Genomic DNA, 18,470 nt, shown 5'->3' with positions numbered 1-18,470 from the left:
CCAATTCCCCGACCGACTCCCACTATGACCCAAAGATGAACGGCCGCAACATCTTACACAGTTATCTTGACAGCCCCATCGCAGCACCGGCGTCCTCGACAAGCACTACCGGCCCGTGCGCGGCTATCACTTCCTGCACACCGCTATCGATGCGCACTCGCGGCTGGCCTATAGCGAGCTGCTGACCGATGAGCGCAAAGAGACCGCAGCAGCGTTTTGGCTACGCGCCAACGCCTGGTTCGCACAGTGCGGCATCTGCGTTCGAAAAATATTGACCGACAACGGATCCTGCTATCGATCCTATGTGTTCCGCGACGCTCTTGGCGGGATCGAGCACCGCCGCACCCGACCGTATCGCCCCCAGACGAACGGCAAAGTGGAGAGATTCCACCGCACCCTGGCCGACGAATGGGCCTACGCCCGGCTCTACCGCAGTGACGCTGAACGATGCGCGGAATTCGCCATCTGGCTCCACACCTACAATCACCACCGCGGCCACACCGCACTCGGCGGCCAACCACCCGCCAGCCGCGTACCTAACCTCTCAGGTCAGTACAGCTAGCCCCTAGGGGCGGGCGCCGGGTTGACTTCGGCCGGCTCCTCGGCGACTTCCGGCTCCTCGGCGTGCTCCTGGCGCCCGCTGACCAACAGGCCCAGCAGCGCGCCCACCACACAGATGCCGACCGTGACCAGGAAAATGTCGCCGTACATCGCCGCGAAGGCCTTGATGTACATGGTGCCCTGGGCGAGCACGCGCTCCAGCAGGGTGGCGTCCGGCGGGATCGCCGCCGTCAGGCCGGCGACGATCTGGTTGAACCGGTAGAAACCCCACGCCGTCAGCGCGGCCACACCGATCAGCATGCCCGTCATGCGGGCCACCACCACCGCCGCCGAGGCGATGCCGTGTTGCGCGGCCGGGACCACCCGCAGGGCCGCCGACGACAGCGGCCCGATCACCAGGCCCAGTCCAAGGCCGGCCACCAACAGGTCGGCGTGGATCGTCGGCACGGTGAACAACCCGAAGACGTTGACCTTGTGCCCCAATATGTCTTCGCGCCAGTAGTGAATCAGCCAGTACCCGTAGGCGGCGATGAGCAGACCGACGAAGATCATGATCCGGTCGCCGACGCGGGTGGCGATCCAGCCGCCGAGCACCGCGCCGATCGGCAGGGCGATCAAGAACCACAGCAGCAGCCCGGCCGCCTGGTTCTGATTCATCTGCAGCACGCCCTGCCCGAACAGCTCGACGTCGACCAGCGTCACCATCAGCGCCGCGCCCGCGGTCAACGAGGCGCCCAGCGCCGCGAGGAAGGGGCGGAAGTGCACCCCGGCCGGGTCGATCAACCGGGTGCGGGAGAACCGCTCCCACACCACGAAGGCCACCGCGGCGACGATCGCGCCGATCACCAACGGCAACCCGTAGCTCGGCAGCACCTGCTTACCGTCGGGGTTGGGGTTGTACAGGCCGATCACCGCGAGCCCCAGCGCGACGGCCAACAGCAGCCCGCCGACCAGATCGATCCGTTCCGGCGCCTCGGTGCGATCGCGCGAGGGCAGGCTGAACTGGATCATCACCATCGCGATCAGCGTCAGCGGGACGTTGATCCAGAACACGTATCGCCAGTCGTGAAACAACCAGACGATGAAGATGCCGTACAGCGGGCCCAGCACGCTGCCGAGCTCCTGCGCGGCGCCGATGCCGCCCAGCACGCCGGCGCGGTTGCGTTGCGACCAGAGGTCGGCGCCCAGCGCCAGGGTGACGGGCAACAACGCGCCACTGGCCACGCCCTGGATCGTCCGGCCGGCGATCAGCATGTGGAAGTCGCCGAACTGACCGGCCAGCGCGGTGACCACCGACCCCACGATGAACAGGCCCAGAGCCGCCTGCAGCAGCAGCTTGCGGCCGAACCGGTCGGACGCCCGGCCTAAAAGCGGCATGGCCGCGATGTAGCCCAGCAGGTACATCGTCACGATCCAGGTGATCCGCTGCAGCTGGTTCACCGGGATCCCGACGTCGGACATGATGTCGCGCATGATGGTGACCACGACGTAGGTGTCGAGGGCCCCGAGCAGCACCGCAAGGCTGCCCGCGCTGATCGCGACGCGGCGTCCGGCCCGAACGCTCATGAGATCACCGGCGGCTTGGTGACGTTGACCGGCGCGCCCCAGTTGGACATGTTCATCTGCAGCGAATTGCCCGAGCTCTTTTCCAGGCTGGCCTGAACCAGCTGGTGGTCGCCGTTCTCCTGGATCCACACCGTGCCCGGCACCTGCCCCGACGCGGTGAACTGCGGAACGAGCTTGTTCACCGCGTCCGCGGAGAACTTCCCGCTGATCTTGACGGCGTCCTGCCCGTTGATGTTGTCGCGCCCCTCGGCCTTGGCGTCGGTGAAGTTGTTCAGCGCGTTGGCCAGCCCGGTGTCCGGGTTCAGGATCACCGAGACGTCGTAGATGTCGGACGCCTTCCCGAAATCGCTCCATTTGTTCGGTGTGAGCGTCGCGTACAAGTCGCCGTCGACGACGACGAAGTCGGCTTGAATGTCAGACCCCCCGACGGTGAGCGTGGCGTTTCCGGACGCGGCGGTGGCCGGCGCGTTGGTGAGGTCACCCGTCAGCACCTTGATGGGCAACCCCGGAATCTTTCCGTTCACCTTGATCACGAGGTGGGCGCTCTTAACGTTCTTGGTCGTTGCGGCGGATTGCTTGACCAGGGTCGTGCCGTCGGGGAGCGGCCCGCCGCTCACCTTCGAGCCCGAGGAGCAACCGGCGACCAGAGCGGTGGCGAGAGTCAGGGAAGCGAGGACGGCCAATAGACGGTGGCGAGTCGGCATACCCTGCATCGTAGAGGGTGCCCATGACCGGCTCGGGAAACGCGGGGCCCGCTCGGCCGCCCATCGGCCCGTTAACCTGGTGCAATGTTCACCGGAATTGTCGAGGAGCTCGGGGAGGTGACCGGCCGCGACGTCCTCGACGACGCCGCGCGGCTGACCATCCGCGGGCCGATGGTGACCGGCGACGCCGGGCATGGCGATTCGATCGCCGTCAACGGCGTGTGCCTGACGGTCGCCGAGCTGCTGCCGGACGGCCGATTCACCGCCGACGTGATGGGCGAGACCCTGAACCGGTCCAACCTGGGCGAGTTGCAGGTGGGCAGCCGGGTCAATCTCGAGCGCGCCGCGGCCGTCAACAGCCGGCTCGGCGGACACATCGTGCAGGGGCACGTCGACGGCACCGGCCGGATCGTCGCCCGCACGCCCTCGGAGAACTGGGAGGTCGTGCGGATCGAGGTGCCCGCAGCGGTGGCCCGCTACGTGGTCGAGAAGGGGTCGATCACTGTCGACGGGATCTCCCTCACGGTGTCCGGACTCGGCTCGGAGCCCCGGGACTGGTTCGAGGTATCGCTGATCCCGACGACGCGCGAACTGACCACCCTCGGTGCTGCCCCCGTCGGAACCCAGGTGAACCTCGAGGTCGACGTCATCGCCAAATATGTGGAGCGGCTGATGAAAGCAGGCCGCTAGCAGCGGCCGGGGTGATGCCGCTGCAGCGGCCTGCTCTCGGATCAGGTCGGCTGTGCCTGGTTACAGGCCGCGCCAGTTCGGGCCGTCCCAGTAGCCCCAGTCATTGAACTGGGCATTCCACACGACCTGGGCCCACGGCGCCCACGGCGGCGGCGGGGGCATCGGCCGCGCCCACGGCGGAGGTGCGCCGTAGCCGGCCGGACCGCCGTAGTTGTCGTCCCAATCGCGGCAGTTGTTCCAGTTCTGGTAGGGGCCCCACCCGTTATCCCACTGGTCGCCAGGGCACCAGTGGTGGTGATATGCGGGCGCCGGGGGAGGCGCCGCCTGGGCGGTGCCGGAAGTCAGCCCGAGCGCGGCCGCGGCCATCCCGCCGGCCGCCAACGCACCGGTGCACAGGCGGACCCATGTCTTGGTTTGCGTGTTTGTGTTCATGCCTCTCGCATTTCCCTTAATGGAGAGCCCAAAACACCTTCCGCCGTCTCGCGCGGCACCTCACACGTGGCTCATAGCTTGGGCTTACGCCGGGCTTATGCCGCGTGACCGGTTCGGCCAGAAAACCCGTGGCAATAACGGCGGCGGCGCGGTGGTTCATACTGAATGCAACTACGAGAGCAAGGCAGCAAGATGACGAGGTTGGACTCCGTCGAGAGGGCGGTTGCCGACATTGCGGCCGGTAAGGCCGTCGTCGTCATCGACGACGAGGAGCGCGAGAACGAGGGCGACCTGATCTTCGCGGCCGAGAAGGCGACGCCGGAGATGGTGGCCTTCATGGTCCGCTACACCTCGGGATACCTGTGCGTACCGCTGGACGGCTCGATCTGCGACCGGCTTGGGCTGCTGCCGATGTACGCGGTGAACCAGGACAAGCACGGGACCGCCTACACCGTCACCGTCGATGCGAGAAACGGTGTGGGAACCGGGATCTCGGCCTCCGACCGGGCCACGACGATGCGGCTGTTGGCCGATCCGGCCAGCGTTGCCGACGATTTCACCCGTCCCGGACACGTGGTTCCGTTGCGCGCCAAGGACGGTGGCGTGTTGCGCCGGCCGGGCCACACCGAGGCCGCCGTCGATCTGGCCCGGATGGCAGGGCTGCAACCCGCGGGCGCGATCTGCGAAATCGTCAGCCAGAAGGACGAGGGCTCGATGGCGCAAACCGACGAGTTGCGGGTCTTCGCCGACGAGCACGACCTCGCGCTGATCACCATCGCCGACCTGATCGAGTGGCGGCGCAAACACGAGAAGCACATCGAGCGCATCGCCGAGGCGCGGATACCGACCCGGCACGGGGAGTTTCGCGCCATCGGCTACTCCAGCATCTATGAGGACGTCGAGCACGTCGCGCTGGTTCGTGGCGAGATCGCCGGGCCCAACGCCGACGGCGACGACGTGTTGGTCCGCGTCCACTCCGAATGCCTGACCGGCGACGTGTTCGGTTCTCGCCGCTGCGATTGCGGGCCCCAACTGGACGCCGCGATGGCGATGGTCGCGCGCGAGGGGCGCGGCGTGGTGCTGTACATGCGCGGCCACGAGGGGCGCGGCATCGGCCTGATGCACAAGCTGCAGGCATACCAGCTGCAGGACGCCGGCGACGACACCGTCGACGCCAACCTCAAGCTCGGTTTACCTGCCGACGCAAGGGATTACGGGATCGGCGCGCAGATCCTCGTCGATCTCGGCGTGCGCTCCATGCGGCTGCTGACCAACAACCCGGCCAAGCGGGTCGGGTTGGACGGGTACGGCCTGCACATCATCGAGCGGGTGCCGCTTCCGGTGCGGGCCAACGCCGAGAACATCCGCTACCTGATGACCAAGCGCGACAAGATGGGCCACGACCTGGTCGGGCTGGACGACTTTCACGAATCCGTGCATCTGCCAGGCGAATTCGGGGGTGCTTTGTGAGTGGTGGTGCCGGTATTCCGGACGTGCCGCCGCTCGACGCCTCGGGCCTGCGGCTGGCCATCGTGGCGAGCACCTGGCACGCGGAAATCTGTGACGCGCTGCTGGCGGGTGCCCGCAAGGTGGCATCCGAGTCGGGCATCGACGACCCGACGGTGGTCCGGGTGATCGGGGCGATCGAGATCCCTGTGATCGCACAGGAACTGGCCCGCAACCACGACGCCGTCGTCGCCCTGGGCGTCGTAATCCGCGGTCAGACACCGCATTTCGACTACGTGTGCGACGCGGTGACGCAGGGGCTGACGCGGGTATCGCTGGACGCGTCGACGCCGGTGGCCAATGGGGTGCTGACCACCGACACCGAGGAGCAGGCGCTGGACCGCGCTGGCCTTCCGGAATCGGCCGAGGACAAGGGGGCCCAGGCCACCGGGGCGGCCCTCGCCACCGCGCTGACGTTGCGTGACCTGCGCGCTCGGTCGTGAGTTCGCCGTCGAGCAGCGAGGTATGGGATCTCGAGCTGCGTCCCCACCGCATGCCGGTATTCGTTTACATCGCCGCGTTTCTAATCGCCGCGGCGCACATCGTGGTGGGGCTGCTGCTGAAGATCAAGTCCAGCGGGGTGATCTTCCACACCTCTGATCAGGTGGCGGTCGGCCTCCTGGGCCTGGTGATCGCCGGGGGCGTGCTGTTGTTCGCGCGCCCGCGGCTGCGGGTGGGACCGGCGGGGCTGGCGGTGCGAAACCTGCTCGGATACAAGCTGATTCCCTGGGCCGACGTGGCCGGCGTGTCGTTTCCGCCCGGCCGGCGGTGGGCGCGCGTCGACCTGCCCGACGACGAGTACGTTCCCCTGATGGCGATCCAGGCCGTCGACAAGGAGCGCGCCGTGGAAGCGATGGACACGGTGCGGTCGCTGGTCGCGCGATATCGGCCGGACCTCGGCTAAGCGCTGTACCATCACCGGGTGGCGCGTCATCTGTGGGCGGCATCCGCGCTGGTCATGGCCGCGGTGATGGTGGGCGGTTGCGCAACCTCGGTGGCGGGTCGAGCGGTGCGGGCTGCCGGGCAACCCGGCGTCCCCGCGAATGCCCACCTGTCCATCTCGGCGCGCGAGCTGCTGTTGGCTGACGGGGATTCCACCCCGTTCGGCTCGGCGACGGCGACCCCGGTGGGCGACAACTACTTCACCAGCGCCCGACCACCGGAATGCTCGGCGGCCTTGCTGTTCAAGGGTTCCCCGCTGCTGCCTCCCGGCTCGGCGGAGCACGCCGAGTCCGCCTACCGTTTCGACGGCCCGGCGCTTTACGCCGAATCGGTCGACGTCTACGACAAGGCCATGAAGGCCCACGACGTGGTGTCAAAGGGCTTCGCCGCCATAGCCAAATGCCACGGCGACGCCGTCGGTGCGTCGCCCACCGGGGTGTATCCGCCGATGCGGCTCAGTTTCTTCGGCACCACCGACGACGGCGTCCTGGTCTGGACGATGACCCACCCGAAGTGGACGTGTGACTACGGGCTGGCGGTGTTACCGCGGGTGGCTCTGATGCTGTCGGCCTGTGACAGCAAGCCCGGGTTTCCAATGAAGGACTGGGCATCGAAACGCCGGGCGCAGATCGACCGACGGACCGCCTGAGCCGAAAACTTGGCGAATGGTCGTGGCATGCGAATACACGTTCGAATACTTGCTCGCTTCCGGCCGCGGAGTATCACGTCCTGGAGCCGTGTCGGCCCGCACCGAACCGCTTCGCGCCTGACTGCAATTCGGATGCCGAACGCGACAGGTTTGTCGAACTCGAAATCCATGGCCTCGGCCTCGCTTCGACCCCATTGGTAGAGCGCCGACAGGCGGTCCGAGCGCAAGCGCATTTGCGGCCCTTGGTTTCGGTCGTCGTGCCCACGACCTCGACGTTATCCGCACCACCCGGGTCTAACCGGCAAATTCGCTGCAACGTGCCCGCTGCGCCAATAGCGGATCTCACACCGGTATCTCTTGGGGCCGGCCGACAATTTGCCCACCCCTGAGCGACAATTCTCGCGGCCCCCGGAGCCGGTTGTCGCTCTGTGGCGGGCACAGAGCCACATCCTCCGAAGCCGGGACTGGTGTGTTTGACGTTGCGAATGCGGCAGCCGCCTACACGTTGAACCCTCTGAGGCCGCTGGGACCCACAGCTGCTCGACCGCACGGGCATTCTTGGAAGATACGAAGCTCTCATAACCCGAAAAGCGGAGCAGCCCACCTACTTTGGGCCCCGCGCCACCCGACCGGGATTACCCACCGCCGTTTTGTCGGGATTAGGGAAGGTCTGTTTGCGGTGTTTGCGGCGGCAATACCGGTCCTCCCGGCGGTTCTCCTACCGCTGCGGGAGGTGGGGCCGGAACTGGCATGCCCTCACCCGGAAGAACGGGTGCGCTGGCAAATCCAGCCGGTTCCATGTGATCTTTGCACGCATTCGGGACGGGAACCATGTACCACTTCCACGCGCCAGGGGGATTTGGCGCCGGTGCCATGCTGTTGTCGGGACACCGCCATGTGCAACTGACACCGCCGGCACCCGGACCGCCAAGGCCGAGCGTGGAACCGCCGGCAATAGCCGCGCCGGCGTCGACAGCCAGGCCCCCTGCCTCACAGTGCAAATGTGATCCATTGATTTCGGTAGGCCAATCACAATAAGCACCCTGGGCAAAGAAAACGTTGGCCCCGGTCAGGACAGCGGGATAATCACACAGGCCGGCATGGGCCCTCGGGGCCGGGAAAATAAAAATCACACCCGACACCATTATCGGAACGAGCCAAATTTTATTCATTGGGCGCCTCGCTTATGTTCCCAACATGGGCGCGGTTGAACTCCGTGCACCTCGATGCGTCGCCCGCCCATGCCATGCCTCCATCCCCACAGCTACGGGCAACATCGCTGGACTTCGGTGAAGTGTTACGCGATAGGCGACGCGCAAGTCTCCGTGGCACAAACCGGACCGTCGACACCCGACGCCGACGAGGCACCGCCGTCCTACCGGCCTACTAGCCTGGGTACGTGCCAGATCCCGCAACGTATCGCCCCGCGCCCGGGTCCATCCCGGTCGAGCCCGGCGTCTACCGCTTCCGGGACACGCACGGGCGGGTCATCTACGTCGGCAAGGCCAAGAGCCTGCGCAGCAGGCTGACGTCCTACTTCCAGGACATCGCCGCCCTGCACCCGCGAACCCGACAGATGGTGACCACCGCGGCCAAGGTCGAGTGGACCGTGGTCAACACCGAAGTCGAGGCGCTGCAGCTCGAATACAACTGGATCAAGGAATTCGATCCACGCTTCAACGTCCGCTACCGCGACGACAAGTCCTACCCGGTGCTGGCGGTCACCCTCAACGAGGAGTTCCCGCGGCTGATGGTGTACCGCGGCCCGCGGCGCAAGGGTGTCCGCTACTTCGGCCCCTACTCACACGCGTGGGCGATCCGGGAGACGCTGGACCTGCTCACCCGGGTGTTCCCGGCGCGCACCTGCTCGGCCGGAGTATTCAAGCGGCACAAGCAGATCGACCGGCCGTGCCTGCTCGGCTACATCGACAAGTGCTCGGCGCCGTGCATCGGCAGGGTCAGCGCCGAGCAGCACCGCCAGATCGTCGAGGACTTCTGCGACTTTCTGTCCGGCAAGACCGACCGCTTCGCCCGCGACCTGGAACACGAGATGAACGCCGCGGCCGAGCAACTCGACTTCGAACGGGCCGCGCGGCTGCGGGACGACCTGGGCGCCTTGAAGCGGGCCATGGAAAAGCAGGCCGTGGTGCTCGGCGACGGCACTGACGCCGACGTGGTCGCCTTCGCCGACGACGAGCTGGAAGCGGCGGTGCAGGTGTTCCACGTGCGCGGCGGGCGGGTCCGAGGCCAGCGCGGCTGGATCGTCGAAAAGTCCGGCGACCCAGGCGAATCCGGCGAGGAGCGGCTGGTCGAGCAGTTCCTGACGCAGTTCTACGGCGAACAGGCCGAGCTGGGCGGCTCCGCCGACGAGGCCGCCAACCCGGTGCCCCGCGAGGTGCTGGTGCCGTGCCTGCCGTCCAACTCCGAGGAGCTGACCGCGTGGCTGTCCGGCCTGCGCGGTTCGCGCGTTACCTTGAGGGTGCCGCGGCGCGGCGACAAGCGCGCGTTGGCCGAGACCGTGCAGCGCAACGCGAAAGAGGCGCTGCAGCAACACAAGCTGAAGCGCGCCGGCGACTTCAACGCGAGATCCGCCGCGCTGCAGAACATTCAGGACGCGCTCGGCTTGGCCGACGCGCCGCTGCGCATCGAATGCGTCGACATCAGCCACGTGCAGGGCACCGACGTGGTGGGCTCGCTGGTGGTGTTCGAGGACGGCCTGCCGCGCAAGTCCGACTACCGCCACTTCGGGATCCGGGAGGCGGCAGGGCAGGGGCGCTCCGACGACGTCGCATCGATCGCCGAGGTGACCCGCCGCCGTTTTGCGCGGCACCTCGCCGAACAGCAGGACCCCAATATGCTTTCCGCCGAAGGCAAATCGCGGCGTTTCGCCTATCCGCCCAACCTGTACGTCGTGGACGGCGGCGCGCCACAGGTCAACGCGGCCAGCGCCGTGCTCGACGAGCTCGGCATCACCGACGTCGCGGTGATCGGCCTGGCCAAGCGGCTAGAAGAGATCTGGGTGCCCTCGGAGCCGGACCCGATCATCATGCCCCGCAACAGCGAGGGCCTCTACCTGTTGCAGCGTGTGCGTGACGAGGCGCACCGGTTCGCCATCACCTACCATCGCAGCAAGCGATCCAAGCGAATGACCGCGTCAGCGCTCGACTCGGTGCCAGGATTGGGAGAGCATCGCCGCAAGGCGCTGGTAACGCATTTCGGATCGATAGCCCGCCTCAAGGAGGCCACCGTCGACCAGATCACCGCCGTTCCGGGCATCGGCGTGGCCACGGCCACGGCCGTCCTCGAGGCGCTGAGACCCGAACAGCCCGAGGGCGCGCAGTGACCAGTCAGGCCGGCATCGACGTCGTGCTGGTGACGGGATTGTCGGGGGCCGGGCGGGGCACCGCGGCCAAAGTGCTCGAGGACCTCGGCTGGTATGTCGCCGACAACCTGCCGCCCCAGCTTATTACGCGCATGGTGGATTTCGGGTTGGCGGCCGGTTCGCGCATCACCCAGCTGGCGGTGGTGATGGACGTGCGGTCGCGCGGCTTCACGGGCGACCTCGACGAGGTGCGCAACGAGTTGGCCACCCGCAACATCAGCCCGCGCGTGGTGTTCATGGAGGCGTCCGATGACATGCTGGTGCGCCGCTACGAGCAGAACCGGCGTAGCCACCCGCTGCAGGGCGACCAGACGCTGGCCGAGGGCATCGCCGCCGAGCGCAGGATGCTGGCCCCGGTCCGCGCCACCGCCGACCTGATCATCGACACGTCGACGCTGTCGGTGCGGGGCCTGCGGGAGAGCATCGAGCGCGCGTTCGGCGGCGACACCGGCGCGTCCACGGCCGTCACCGTCGAATCGTTCGGCTTCAAGTACGGCCTACCGATGGACGCCGACATGGTGATGGACGTCCGGTTCCTGCCCAACCCGCACTGGGTGGACGATCTGCGCCCCCTCACCGGCCAGCACCCCGCGGTGCGCGACTACGTATTGGACCAGCCGGGCGCGGGAGAGTTCCTCGACGCTTACCATCGATTGCTAAACCTGGTTGTCGACGGCTACCGCCGGGAGGGCAAGCGCTACATGACGGTCGCCATCGGCTGCACCGGCGGCAAGCATCGCAGCGTCGCGATCGCCGAGGCATTGATGCAGCGGCTGGGGGGTAACCCGCAGCTGACGGTGCGGGTGCTACATCGGGATCTGGGTCGCGAATGAATGAAGGCATCGTTGCGCTGGGGGGCGGGCACGGCCTGTACGCGACGCTGTCCGCCGCGCGCCGGCTGACGCCCTACGTCACCGCCGTGGTCACGGTCGCCGACGACGGCGGCTCGTCCGGCCGGCTGCGCAGCGAACTGGACGTGATCCCGCCCGGCGACCTGCGAATGGCGTTGGCGGCGTTGGCATCTGACAGCCCGTATGGCCGGCTGTGGGCGACCATCCTGCAGCACCGATTCGGCGGCACCGGCGCCCTGGCCGGGCACCCGATCGGCAACCTGCTGCTGGCCGGCCTGTCCGAGGTGCTGGCCGACCCCGTCGCCGCCCTGGACGAACTGGGCCGCATCCTCGGCGTCAAGGGCCGGGTGTTGCCGATGTGCCCGATCGCGCTGCAGATCGAGGCCGACGTGTCCGGCCTGGAGGCCGATCCCCGGATATTCCGGCTGATCCGCGGCCAGGTGGCGATCGCGACCACGCCCGGCAAGGTGCGGCGGGTGCGGCTGCTGCCGCCCGATCCGCCGGCGACCCGGCAGGCCGTCGACGCGATCATGGCCGCGGACCTGGTGGTGCTGGGTCCCGGGTCGTGGTTCACCAGCGTGATCCCGCACGTGCTGGTCCCGGGGCTGGCGACGGCGCTGCGGGCCACCACCGCCCGGCGCGCGCTGGTGCTCAACCTGGTGGCCGAGCCGGGGGAGACGGCCGGCTTCTCGGTGGAGCGCCACTTGCACGTGCTGGTCCAGCACGCACCCGGGTTCACCGTGCACGACATCATCATCGACGCCGAACGGGTGCCCAGCGAACGCGAACGCGAGCAACTGCGCCGCACCGCGACGCTGCTGGAAGCCGAGGTCCACTTCGCTGACGTGGCCCGACCTGGTACACCTTTACATGACCCGGGCAAGCTCGCCGCGGCGCTGGACGGGGTCCGAGCGGGTCACAAAGGTCGAGGAGCCCCTTTGGATCGGACCACCACGCAGCTGCCGGTCGAAGTTGAGACGAGGGGTGACGACGCGTGGCGATGACGACCGAAGTCAAGGACGAGCTGAGCCGCCTGGTGGTGAAATCGGTCAGCGCGCGGCGCGCTGAGGTCACGTCCCTGCTGAGGTTCGCCGGGGGGCTGCACATCGTCGGCGGCCGGGTGGTCGTCGAGGCCGAGGTGGACCTGGGTAACGTCGCGCGCCGGCTGCGCAAGGACATCTTCGAGCTCTACGGGTACAACGCCGTCGTGCATGTGTTGTCCGCCAGTGGGATTCGCAAGAGCACCCGGTACGTGCTGCGGGTGGCCAACGACGGCGAGGCGCTGGCGCGCCAGACGGGTCTGCTCGACATGCGGGGGCGTCCGGTCCGCGGGTTGCCGGCCCAGGTGGTCGGCGGCAGCGTCGCCGACGCCGAGGCCGCGTGGCGGGGGGCTTTTTTGGCGCACGGGTCGCTGACCGAGCCGGGACGCTCGTCGGCCCTCGAGGTCAGCTGCCCCGGCCCGGAGGCCGCGCTGGCGCTGGTCGGTGCCGCGCGCCGGCTCGGGGTCAGTGCGAAGGCGCGCGAGGTGCGCGGCGCGGACCGGGTGGTGGTGCGCGACGGCGAGGCGATCGGCGCCCTGCTGACCCGGATGGGGGCCCAGGACACCCGGCTGGTCTGGGAAGAACGGCGGATGCGCCGCGAGGTCCGCGCGACGGCCAACCGCCTGGCCAACTTCGACGACGCCAACCTGCGCCGGTCCGCGCGGGCGGCGGTCGCGGCGGCCGCCCGGGTGGAGCGCGCGCTGGAGATCCTCGGCGACAGCGTCCCGGACCATCTGGCGTCGGCGGGCCGGCTGCGCGTCGAGCACCGGCAGGCGTCGCTGGAGGAGCTGGGCCGCCTGGCCGACCCGCCGATGACGAAAGACGCTGTGGCCGGCCGTATTCGGCGCCTGCTATCGATGGCCGACCGCAAGGCGAAGGTCGAAGGCATCCCCGACACCGAGTCGGCGGTGACGCCCGATTTGCTGGAGGATGCTTAACTAGCAGCAAATTGCTGGGCGTGACGGTCGGGGAGGGCTACGGTCATCGCATGAAGCGGCTTTCGAGTGTCGATGCGGCGTTTTGGTCTGCGGAGACCGCGGGCTGGCACATGCATGTGGGTGCGCTGGCGATCTGCGATCTCACCGATGCCCCCGAATACAGCTTTGAACGCGTCCGCGAGCTGATCATCGAGCGGCTGCCCGAGCTGCCGCAGCTGCGGTGGCGAGTCACCGGCGCGCCCCTCGGGCTGGACCGGCCGTGGTTCGTCGAGGACGAAGAGCTCGATGTCGACTTCCACATCCGTCGCATCGCCGTTCCGGCCCCGGGCGGCAGGCGCGAGGTCGACGAGCTGGTGGGTCGGCTGATGTCCTACAAGCTGGACCGTTCCCGACCGTTGTGGGAGCTCTGGGTCATCGAGAACGTCAAGGGCAACCGGGTGGCGACGCTGACCAAGATGCACCACGCGATTGTCGACGGAGTCTCGGGCGCCGGGCTCGGCGAAATCCTGCTCGACGTCACACCGGAACCCCGTCCGCCGCAAACGGAGACGGTCGGGTCGCTGGTGGGATTCCAGCTTCCGGGGCTGGAGCGGCGCGCGATCGGCGCGCTTATCAACGTCGGCGTCAAGACGCCCTTCCGCATCGCCCGGCTGGTGGAGCAGACGCTGCGTCAGCAGGTCGCCGCGCTGGGCGTCAGCAGCAAGCCGCCGCGCTACTTCGAAGCGCCCAAGACGCGCTTCAACGCACCGGTGTCGCCGCACCGGCGGATCACCGGCTGCCGCGTCGAGCTGGACCGGGCCAAGGCCGTCAAGGACGCCTTCGGCGTCAAGCTCAACGACGTGGTGCTGGCGCTCGTGGCCGGGGCCGCCCGAACGTACTTGCTGAAGCACGACGAATTGCCCGCCAAACCGCTCATCGCGCAGATCCCAGTCTCGACGCGCACCGACGAAAGCAAGAGCGACATCGGCAACAAGATCAGCTCGATGACCGCGTCGCTGGCCACCAACATCGAAGACCCCGCCGATCGGCTGATGGCCATCCACGAAAGCACCCAGAGCGCCAAAGGGATGGCCAAGGCGCTGTCGGCACACCAGATCATGGGTCTTACCGAGACCACGCCCCCGGGATTGCTGCAGCTGGCCGCCCGCGCCTACACCGCTACCGGACTCTCGCGCAACCTGGCCCCCGTCAACCTCGTCGTATCCAATGTCCCGGGTCCGCCGATGCCGCTGTACATGGCGGGCGCCAAATTGGAGTCGCTGGTGCCGCTCGGCCCGCCCGTCATGGACATCGCCCTGAACATCACTTGCTTCTCCTACGAGAACTACTTGGACTTCGGCTTTGTCACCACCCCCGAAGTCGCCAATGACATCCACGAGATGGCCCGCGCCATCGAGCCCGCGCTGACCGAGCTGGAGAAGGCCGCGGCGCGGGAGTGATCGCCTAGACCGGCCGGCGCGACGCTAGTTACCGTCGGGGCGGATGCTTCGCGTACACCCAGGACAGGAATTGCGCGACGGCCTCCGCCGACTTGTGCGCCCGCGGGGAGCTGAAGATGTCGAAAGCGTGTTGGGCGTGCGGCAATTCGGCGTAGGCGACGGGGGACTTCGACACCGAACGCAACTCCTCGGCGAACTCCTGCGCCTCGCCGACCGGGATCAGGGAGTCGTCGTGGCCGTGCAGGATGAAAAACGGCGGCGCGTCGTCGCGCAGCTTGCAGATCGGCGAGGCGTCGGTGTAGATGTGCCGATGTGTCGCGAATTTCCTTTTGACGACGTACTTTTCGAGCAGCGCGACGAACTCCGGGCGGCCCTCGCCCTCGGTGGAAAACCAGTCGTAGCGCCCGTACACCGGAACCGCGGCGGTCACCGAGGTGTCGGCTTCCTCGAAGCCCGGCTGGAATTGCGGGTCGTTGGGCGTCAGCGCCGCCAGCGCGGACAGGTGCCCACCGGCGGAGCCGCCGGTGATCGCGACGAAGTCCGGGTCCCCGCCGAACCGCGCGATGTTCTCCTTGACCCAGGCCAGCGCCCGTTTGACGTCGACGATGTGGTCGGGCCAGGTGTGCACGGGTGACACCCGATAGCCGATCGACACGCACACCCAGCCGCGGGCGGCCAGGTGGCTCATCAGCGGGTAGGCCTGCGGGCGGCGCATTCCGATCACCCACGCGCCGCCGGGAACCTGCAGCAGGACGGGAGCCTTGGCGTCGCGCGGCAGGTCGCGGCGGCGCCAGATGTCGGCCAGGTTGGCGCGGCCGTGCGGGCCGTAGGACACCACGTTCGTCTTCTCGACGTAGCGCCGGCGGGCCACCGTGTTGCCCAGCGGCAGGCTGCGCCGCCCGCTGCGGGTGGGCTTCGTGTGCGGCAGCGCCTCCAGCGCCTCGGCGTAGTCGTGCCCCAGTTGTTCGCGCAGGCCCGCCTCCAGCACCGGGCCCGGCGTGGTGACGCCGCGATACTTGATCACACCCAGGATGGCCCAGGACGCGGCCGTCAGCGCCAGCGCGGCCTTGCCGCGGCGCCCAGCGAAGTCGCCGCGGCGCCCGCGGCGCAGCGCGTCCACCAGCGAGGCGGTGAAGTACACCCCGGGCACCTCCGACGTCGGCCAGCCGAACCAGAACACCAGGACGGTGCTGTAACCCTTGCGGGCCAGCGGCCGTAATCCGTTGGCGGCGTTGGCAAGTTCGACCGCGGCGCGCGCCAACGGGCGAGGCTTTCGCAGCGTCCGGGCGAGCCGCATCAGCCGCCGACCCGGGACAGCAGCTCGTTGCGCAGGATTTTGCCGGTGCTGCCGCGGGGCAGCTCGTCGAGGATGGCGATCTCGCGGGGCACCTTGTAGTTGGCCAGGTTGTCGCGCACGTGTTGCTTGAGCGTGTCGACCGTGGCGGACGCGCCCGGAGCCAGCACCACGAAGGCCGCCAGCCGCTGCCCGTACTGCTCGTCGTCCACGCCGATGACCGCCGCCTCGGCGACGTCGGGGTGCGCCGCCAGGGTCTTCTCCACCTCGATCGGGTAGACGTTCTCGCCGCCGGAGACGATCATCTCGTCGTCGCGCCCGACGACGAACAGGCGCCCGGCGTCGTCGAGGTATCCGACGTCGCCCGACGACATGAACCCGGCGTGGAAGTCTTTCGTGGTGCCGGAGGTGTAGCCCTCGAACTGGGTGTCGTTGCGGACGTAGATGGTGCCGACCTCGCCGGTGGGCAACTCGTTGAATTCCTTGTCCAGGATTCGGATTTCGGTTCCGCCCGCCGGCTTGCCCGCGGTGTCCGGCGCCGCCCGCAGGTCGGCCGGGGTGGCGGTGGCGATCATGCCGGCCTCGGTGGCGTTGTAGTTGTTGTAGATCACGTCGCCGAACTGGTCCATGAACGCGGTGACCACATCGGGTCGCATCCGCGAACCGGAGGCCGCGGCGAACCGTAATGACTTGCAGCTGTAGCGGTTTCGCACCTCGGGCGGCAGTTCCATGATCCGGTCGAACATCACCGGCACGACGGCCAGGCCGGTCGCCTGGTGCCGGTCGATGAGGTCGAGGGTGGCCTCCGGATCGAACTTGCGCCGGGTGATGATCGTGCAGGCCATCGACGCGGCGAAGATCAATTGCGAGAAGCCCCAGGCGTGGAACATCGGGGCCACGATCACGATGTTTTCCTCGGCCCGCCACGGCGTGCGGTCCAGGATGGCCTTGAGCGTGCCGATCCCCGCGTTGCCGCCGGTTTGGTTGGCGCCCTTGGGCGTTCCGGTGGTGCCCGAGGTGAGCAGGATCATCCGGCCCTTGCGGCTGCCGCGCCGAGGCTGCTGTCCGGCGTGGTCGGTGATGAGTTTCTCCACCGTCAATTCGTGCTGCCCGCTGGTCCACGCGACGATGCGGGTGGCGTCGGGCTTCTCGGCAAGCGCCCGGTCCACCGTCTCGGTGAACTCCTCGTCGTAGATGACGGCGTCGACGCCCTCGCGGCCGACCACCTCGGCCAGCGCCGGCCCGGCGAACGACGTGTTGAGCAGCACCACGTCGGAGCCGATCCGGCTGACGGCCACCACGGCCTCGACGAAACCGCGGTGGTTGCGGCACATGATCCCGACCACCTTGGGAGGCCCCTCGGGCAATCCCTGCAGGGCGGCCGCCAGCGCGTTGATCCGCTCGTCGAGCTGCCGCCAGGTCAGCGTGCCGAGCTCGTCGATCAGGCCGGGACGGTCCGGGCAGCGCTGCGCCGCGCTGGCGAAGCCCACGGTCATGCCCATGCCCTCGCGGCGCATCGCCGCGGCGATCTTGAGGTAGCGGTCGGGGCGCATCGGCGCGATCATCCCGGCGCGCCGTAACGTCCCAAAAATGCCGAGGGCCTCGTCTACTCGAGATGCCATGGCTCAGCCCAGGATCGGGAAACGGCGCTTGGCGGCGAGGTCGCGCAGGGCCTGCTGCATCACCGACCGCACGTGCTCGTCGACCTCGTCGACGTCCGGGTCGTCGCCGAACTGCGCGGCGATGTCGATCGGTTCGAGTACCTGCGTCACGATCTTGGTGGGCAGCGGCACATTGGGCGGGATCACGGCGCTGAACCCGAACGGGAAGCCGAACGACAGCGGCAGGATGGCGCTGCGCAGCAGGCGTTTCACGCCGAGCCGCTCGGCCAGCCACGTGCCGCGGGAGAGGTAGAGCTGGGTTTCCTGGCCGCCGATGGACACCGCCGGAACGATGGGCACGCCGGCCTCGATCGCCGTGCTGACGTATCCCTTGCGGCCGTTGAAGTCGATGACGTTCTCCGAGAGCGTGGGTCGGTAGGCGTCGTAGTCACCGCCGGGGAAGACGACCACGACGCCGCCGGACCGCAGGGCCTTGGCCGCGTTCTCCCTGTTGGCGCGGATGTAGCCGGTGCGCCGGAAGAATTGCCCGGTGGGGCCGGTCATGAGGATGTCGTGGCTCAGCGTGTACACCGGCCGGTCGTAGCCGAACTTCTTGTAGAAGTGGACGCTGAAAATCGGGACGTCCATGGGGAACATGCCGCCGGAGTGGTTGCCGACCACCAGCGCCCCGCCGGGCGGGAATGAATCCAAGCCGCGCACCTCGGACCGGAAGTACGTCTTCAGGAAGGGGCGCATCACGCCCATCACGCGCTGGGTCAGACCGGGATCGAACTTGTCGATGTCCTCGATGTCTTCGCTGTCGGTGTCGGTCACATTTCTCCCTTGAGCTGCCGGCGCGGCGGCACTGCCGCGTC

General features: G+C 68.1%; 16 protein-coding genes and 2 pseudogenes. 11 read left to right on the top strand and 7 right to left on the bottom strand.

The genetic code is table 11. The features are described from left to right. Positions 1-82: 82 nt before the first annotated feature. Positions 83-562, top strand: a pseudogene (locus AWB92_RS14720) (IS481 family transposase); the annotation flags it as partial. Here the strand turns inward: AWB92_RS14720 and AWB92_RS14715 are convergent. Then, positions 559-2,127, bottom strand: a complete 1,569-nt coding sequence (locus AWB92_RS14715) for an MFS transporter (RefSeq protein WP_085186426.1) — start codon at positions 2,125-2,127, stop codon at positions 559-561. The pseudogene AWB92_RS14720 and the gene AWB92_RS14715 overlap by 4 nt on opposite strands. Continuing rightward, complete coding sequence (locus AWB92_RS14710) at positions 2,124-2,831, bottom strand: LppX_LprAFG lipoprotein (RefSeq protein WP_068100604.1); 708 nt, start codon at positions 2,829-2,831, stop codon at positions 2,124-2,126. The genes AWB92_RS14715 and AWB92_RS14710 overlap by 4 nt, the downstream gene beginning before the upstream one ends. Before the next feature lie 84 nt (positions 2,832-2,915). On the opposite strand from AWB92_RS14710, the gene AWB92_RS14705 reads away from it, so the two are divergent. After that, on the top strand, positions 2,916-3,521 hold the full coding sequence (locus tag AWB92_RS14705) for a riboflavin synthase (RefSeq protein WP_085186427.1): 606 nt from the start codon (positions 2,916-2,918) through the stop codon (positions 3,519-3,521). A 60-nt stretch (positions 3,522-3,581) separates the two neighbouring features. Here the strand turns inward: AWB92_RS14705 and AWB92_RS14700 are convergent, their stop codons facing one another. Beyond that, positions 3,582-3,953 (bottom strand): hypothetical protein, encoded by a 372-nt coding sequence (locus tag AWB92_RS14700; RefSeq protein ID WP_085186428.1) that lies wholly within the window; start codon positions 3,951-3,953, stop codon positions 3,582-3,584. A gap of 192 nt (positions 3,954-4,145) precedes the next feature. On the opposite strand from AWB92_RS14700, the gene AWB92_RS14695 reads away from it, so the two are divergent. Genes AWB92_RS14695 through AWB92_RS14680 form a run of 4 tightly spaced genes read left to right on the top strand, consistent with a single transcriptional unit; the run spans position 4,146 to position 7,050 of the window. Continuing rightward, a complete protein-coding gene (locus tag AWB92_RS14695; RefSeq protein WP_068100611.1) occupies positions 4,146-5,423 on the top strand; it encodes a bifunctional 3,4-dihydroxy-2-butanone-4-phosphate synthase/GTP cyclohydrolase II in 1,278 nt (425 codons plus the stop codon). After that, entirely contained in the window at positions 5,420-5,902 is a 483-nt protein-coding gene (gene ribH, locus AWB92_RS14690) for a 6,7-dimethyl-8-ribityllumazine synthase (RefSeq protein WP_068126446.1), read from the top strand. The genes AWB92_RS14695 and ribH overlap by 4 nt, the downstream gene beginning before the upstream one ends. A 50-nt stretch (positions 5,903-5,952) precedes the next feature. Further along, positions 5,953-6,363 carry a PH domain-containing protein gene (locus AWB92_RS14685; RefSeq protein ID WP_085186429.1) on the top strand — a complete coding sequence of 137 codons (411 nt, stop codon included), beginning with the start codon at positions 5,953-5,955 and terminating at the stop codon, positions 6,361-6,363. Positions 6,364-6,417: 54 nt separating this feature from the next. Continuing rightward, positions 6,418-7,050, top strand: coding sequence for a hypothetical protein (locus AWB92_RS14680; RefSeq protein ID WP_085186549.1), 633 nt, complete (start codon positions 6,418-6,420; stop codon positions 7,048-7,050). A gap of 73 nt (positions 7,051-7,123) precedes the next feature. On the opposite strand, the pseudogene AWB92_RS30550 reads toward AWB92_RS14680, so the two are convergent. Then, positions 7,124-7,277, bottom strand: a pseudogene (locus AWB92_RS30550) (enoyl-CoA hydratase); the annotation flags it as partial. Positions 7,278-8,449: 1,172 nt separating this feature from the next. On the opposite strand from AWB92_RS30550, the gene uvrC reads away from it, so the two are divergent. From uvrC to AWB92_RS14650, 5 genes are read left to right on the top strand one after another with little or no spacing between them, the layout of a single operon-like run. After that, positions 8,450-10,393: an excinuclease ABC subunit UvrC gene (gene uvrC / locus AWB92_RS14670; RefSeq protein ID WP_085186430.1), complete on the top strand. Its 1,944-nt coding sequence runs from the start codon at positions 8,450-8,452 to the stop codon at positions 10,391-10,393. Then, on the top strand, positions 10,390-11,265 hold the full coding sequence (gene rapZ, locus AWB92_RS14665) for an RNase adapter RapZ (RefSeq protein WP_068188613.1): 876 nt from the start codon (positions 10,390-10,392) through the stop codon (positions 11,263-11,265). Before uvrC ends, rapZ begins: the two co-directional genes overlap by 4 nt. Next, a complete protein-coding gene (locus tag AWB92_RS14660; protein ID WP_068126439.1) occupies positions 11,262-12,287 on the top strand; it encodes a YvcK family protein in 1,026 nt (341 codons plus the stop codon). The genes rapZ and AWB92_RS14660 overlap by 4 nt, the downstream gene beginning before the upstream one ends. Next, positions 12,284-13,261 (top strand): DNA-binding protein WhiA, encoded by a 978-nt coding sequence (whiA, locus tag AWB92_RS14655; protein WP_068100736.1) that lies wholly within the window; start codon positions 12,284-12,286, stop codon positions 13,259-13,261. The genes AWB92_RS14660 and whiA overlap by 4 nt, the downstream gene beginning before the upstream one ends. 50 nt (positions 13,262-13,311) lie before the next feature. Beyond that, positions 13,312-14,700, top strand: a complete 1,389-nt coding sequence (locus AWB92_RS14650; protein WP_085186551.1) for a wax ester/triacylglycerol synthase family O-acyltransferase — start codon at positions 13,312-13,314, stop codon at positions 14,698-14,700. Positions 14,701-14,728: 28 nt separating this feature from the next. Here the strand turns inward: AWB92_RS14650 and AWB92_RS14645 are convergent, their stop codons facing one another. Genes AWB92_RS14645 through AWB92_RS14635 form a run of 3 tightly spaced genes read right to left on the bottom strand, consistent with a single transcriptional unit; the run spans position 14,729 to position 18,360 of the window. Next, positions 14,729-15,997 carry an alpha/beta hydrolase gene (locus tag AWB92_RS14645; RefSeq protein WP_085186432.1) on the bottom strand — a complete coding sequence of 423 codons (1,269 nt, stop codon included), beginning with the start codon at positions 15,995-15,997 and terminating at the stop codon, positions 14,729-14,731. Next, the gene (gene fadD12, locus AWB92_RS14640) at positions 15,997-17,616 is read right to left on the bottom strand and encodes an acyl-CoA ligase FadD12 (protein WP_085186434.1); all 1,620 of its coding nucleotides are present in this window, start codon (positions 17,614-17,616) and stop codon (positions 15,997-15,999) included. The genes AWB92_RS14645 and fadD12 overlap by 1 nt, the downstream gene beginning before the upstream one ends. A gap of 3 nt (positions 17,617-17,619) precedes the next feature. Further along, positions 17,620-18,360: a 1-acyl-sn-glycerol-3-phosphate acyltransferase gene (locus AWB92_RS14635; RefSeq protein WP_142282097.1), complete on the bottom strand. Its 741-nt coding sequence runs from the start codon at positions 18,358-18,360 to the stop codon at positions 17,620-17,622. Positions 18,361-18,470 lie beyond the last annotated feature (110 nt).

This window comes from Mycobacterium sp. IEC1808, assembly GCF_002101935.1.
Taxonomy (GTDB): domain Bacteria; phylum Actinomycetota; class Actinomycetes; order Mycobacteriales; family Mycobacteriaceae; genus Mycobacterium.
The sequence above is the reverse complement of the archived record's forward strand: the minus strand, read 5'-3'. Positions and strand labels throughout refer to the sequence as shown.

Bases quoted from the DNA above. Each gene is read 5' to 3' on its own strand.
- AWB92_RS14715 (WP_085186426.1), bottom strand. From the start codon at position 2,127: ATGAGCGTTCGGGCCGGACGCCGCGTCGCGATCAGCGCGGGCAGCCTT.
- AWB92_RS14710 (WP_068100604.1), bottom strand. From the start codon at position 2,831: ATGCCGACTCGCCACCGTCTATTGGCCGTCCTCGCTTCCCTGACTCTC.
- AWB92_RS14705 (WP_085186427.1), top strand. From the start codon at position 2,916: ATGTTCACCGGAATTGTCGAGGAGCTCGGGGAGGTGACCGGCCGCGAC.
- AWB92_RS14700 (WP_085186428.1), bottom strand. From the start codon at position 3,953: ATGAACACAAACACGCAAACCAAGACATGGGTCCGCCTGTGCACCGGT.
- AWB92_RS14695 (WP_068100611.1), top strand. From the start codon at position 4,146: ATGACGAGGTTGGACTCCGTCGAGAGGGCGGTTGCCGACATTGCGGCC.
- AWB92_RS14685 (WP_085186429.1), top strand. From the start codon at position 5,953: ATGCCGGTATTCGTTTACATCGCCGCGTTTCTAATCGCCGCGGCGCAC.
- AWB92_RS14680 (WP_085186549.1), top strand. From the start codon at position 6,418: ATGGCCGCGGTGATGGTGGGCGGTTGCGCAACCTCGGTGGCGGGTCGA.
- AWB92_RS14660 (WP_068126439.1), top strand. From the start codon at position 11,262: ATGAATGAAGGCATCGTTGCGCTGGGGGGCGGGCACGGCCTGTACGCG.
- whiA (WP_068100736.1), top strand. From the start codon at position 12,284: ATGACGACCGAAGTCAAGGACGAGCTGAGCCGCCTGGTGGTGAAATCG.
- AWB92_RS14650 (WP_085186551.1), top strand. From the start codon at position 13,312: ATGAAGCGGCTTTCGAGTGTCGATGCGGCGTTTTGGTCTGCGGAGACC.
- AWB92_RS14645 (WP_085186432.1), bottom strand. From the start codon at position 15,997: ATGCGGCTCGCCCGGACGCTGCGAAAGCCTCGCCCGTTGGCGCGCGCC.
- fadD12 (WP_085186434.1), bottom strand. From the start codon at position 17,616: ATGGCATCTCGAGTAGACGAGGCCCTCGGCATTTTTGGGACGTTACGG.
- AWB92_RS14635 (WP_142282097.1), bottom strand. From the start codon at position 18,360: ATGGGCGTGATGCGCCCCTTCCTGAAGACGTACTTCCGGTCCGAGGTG.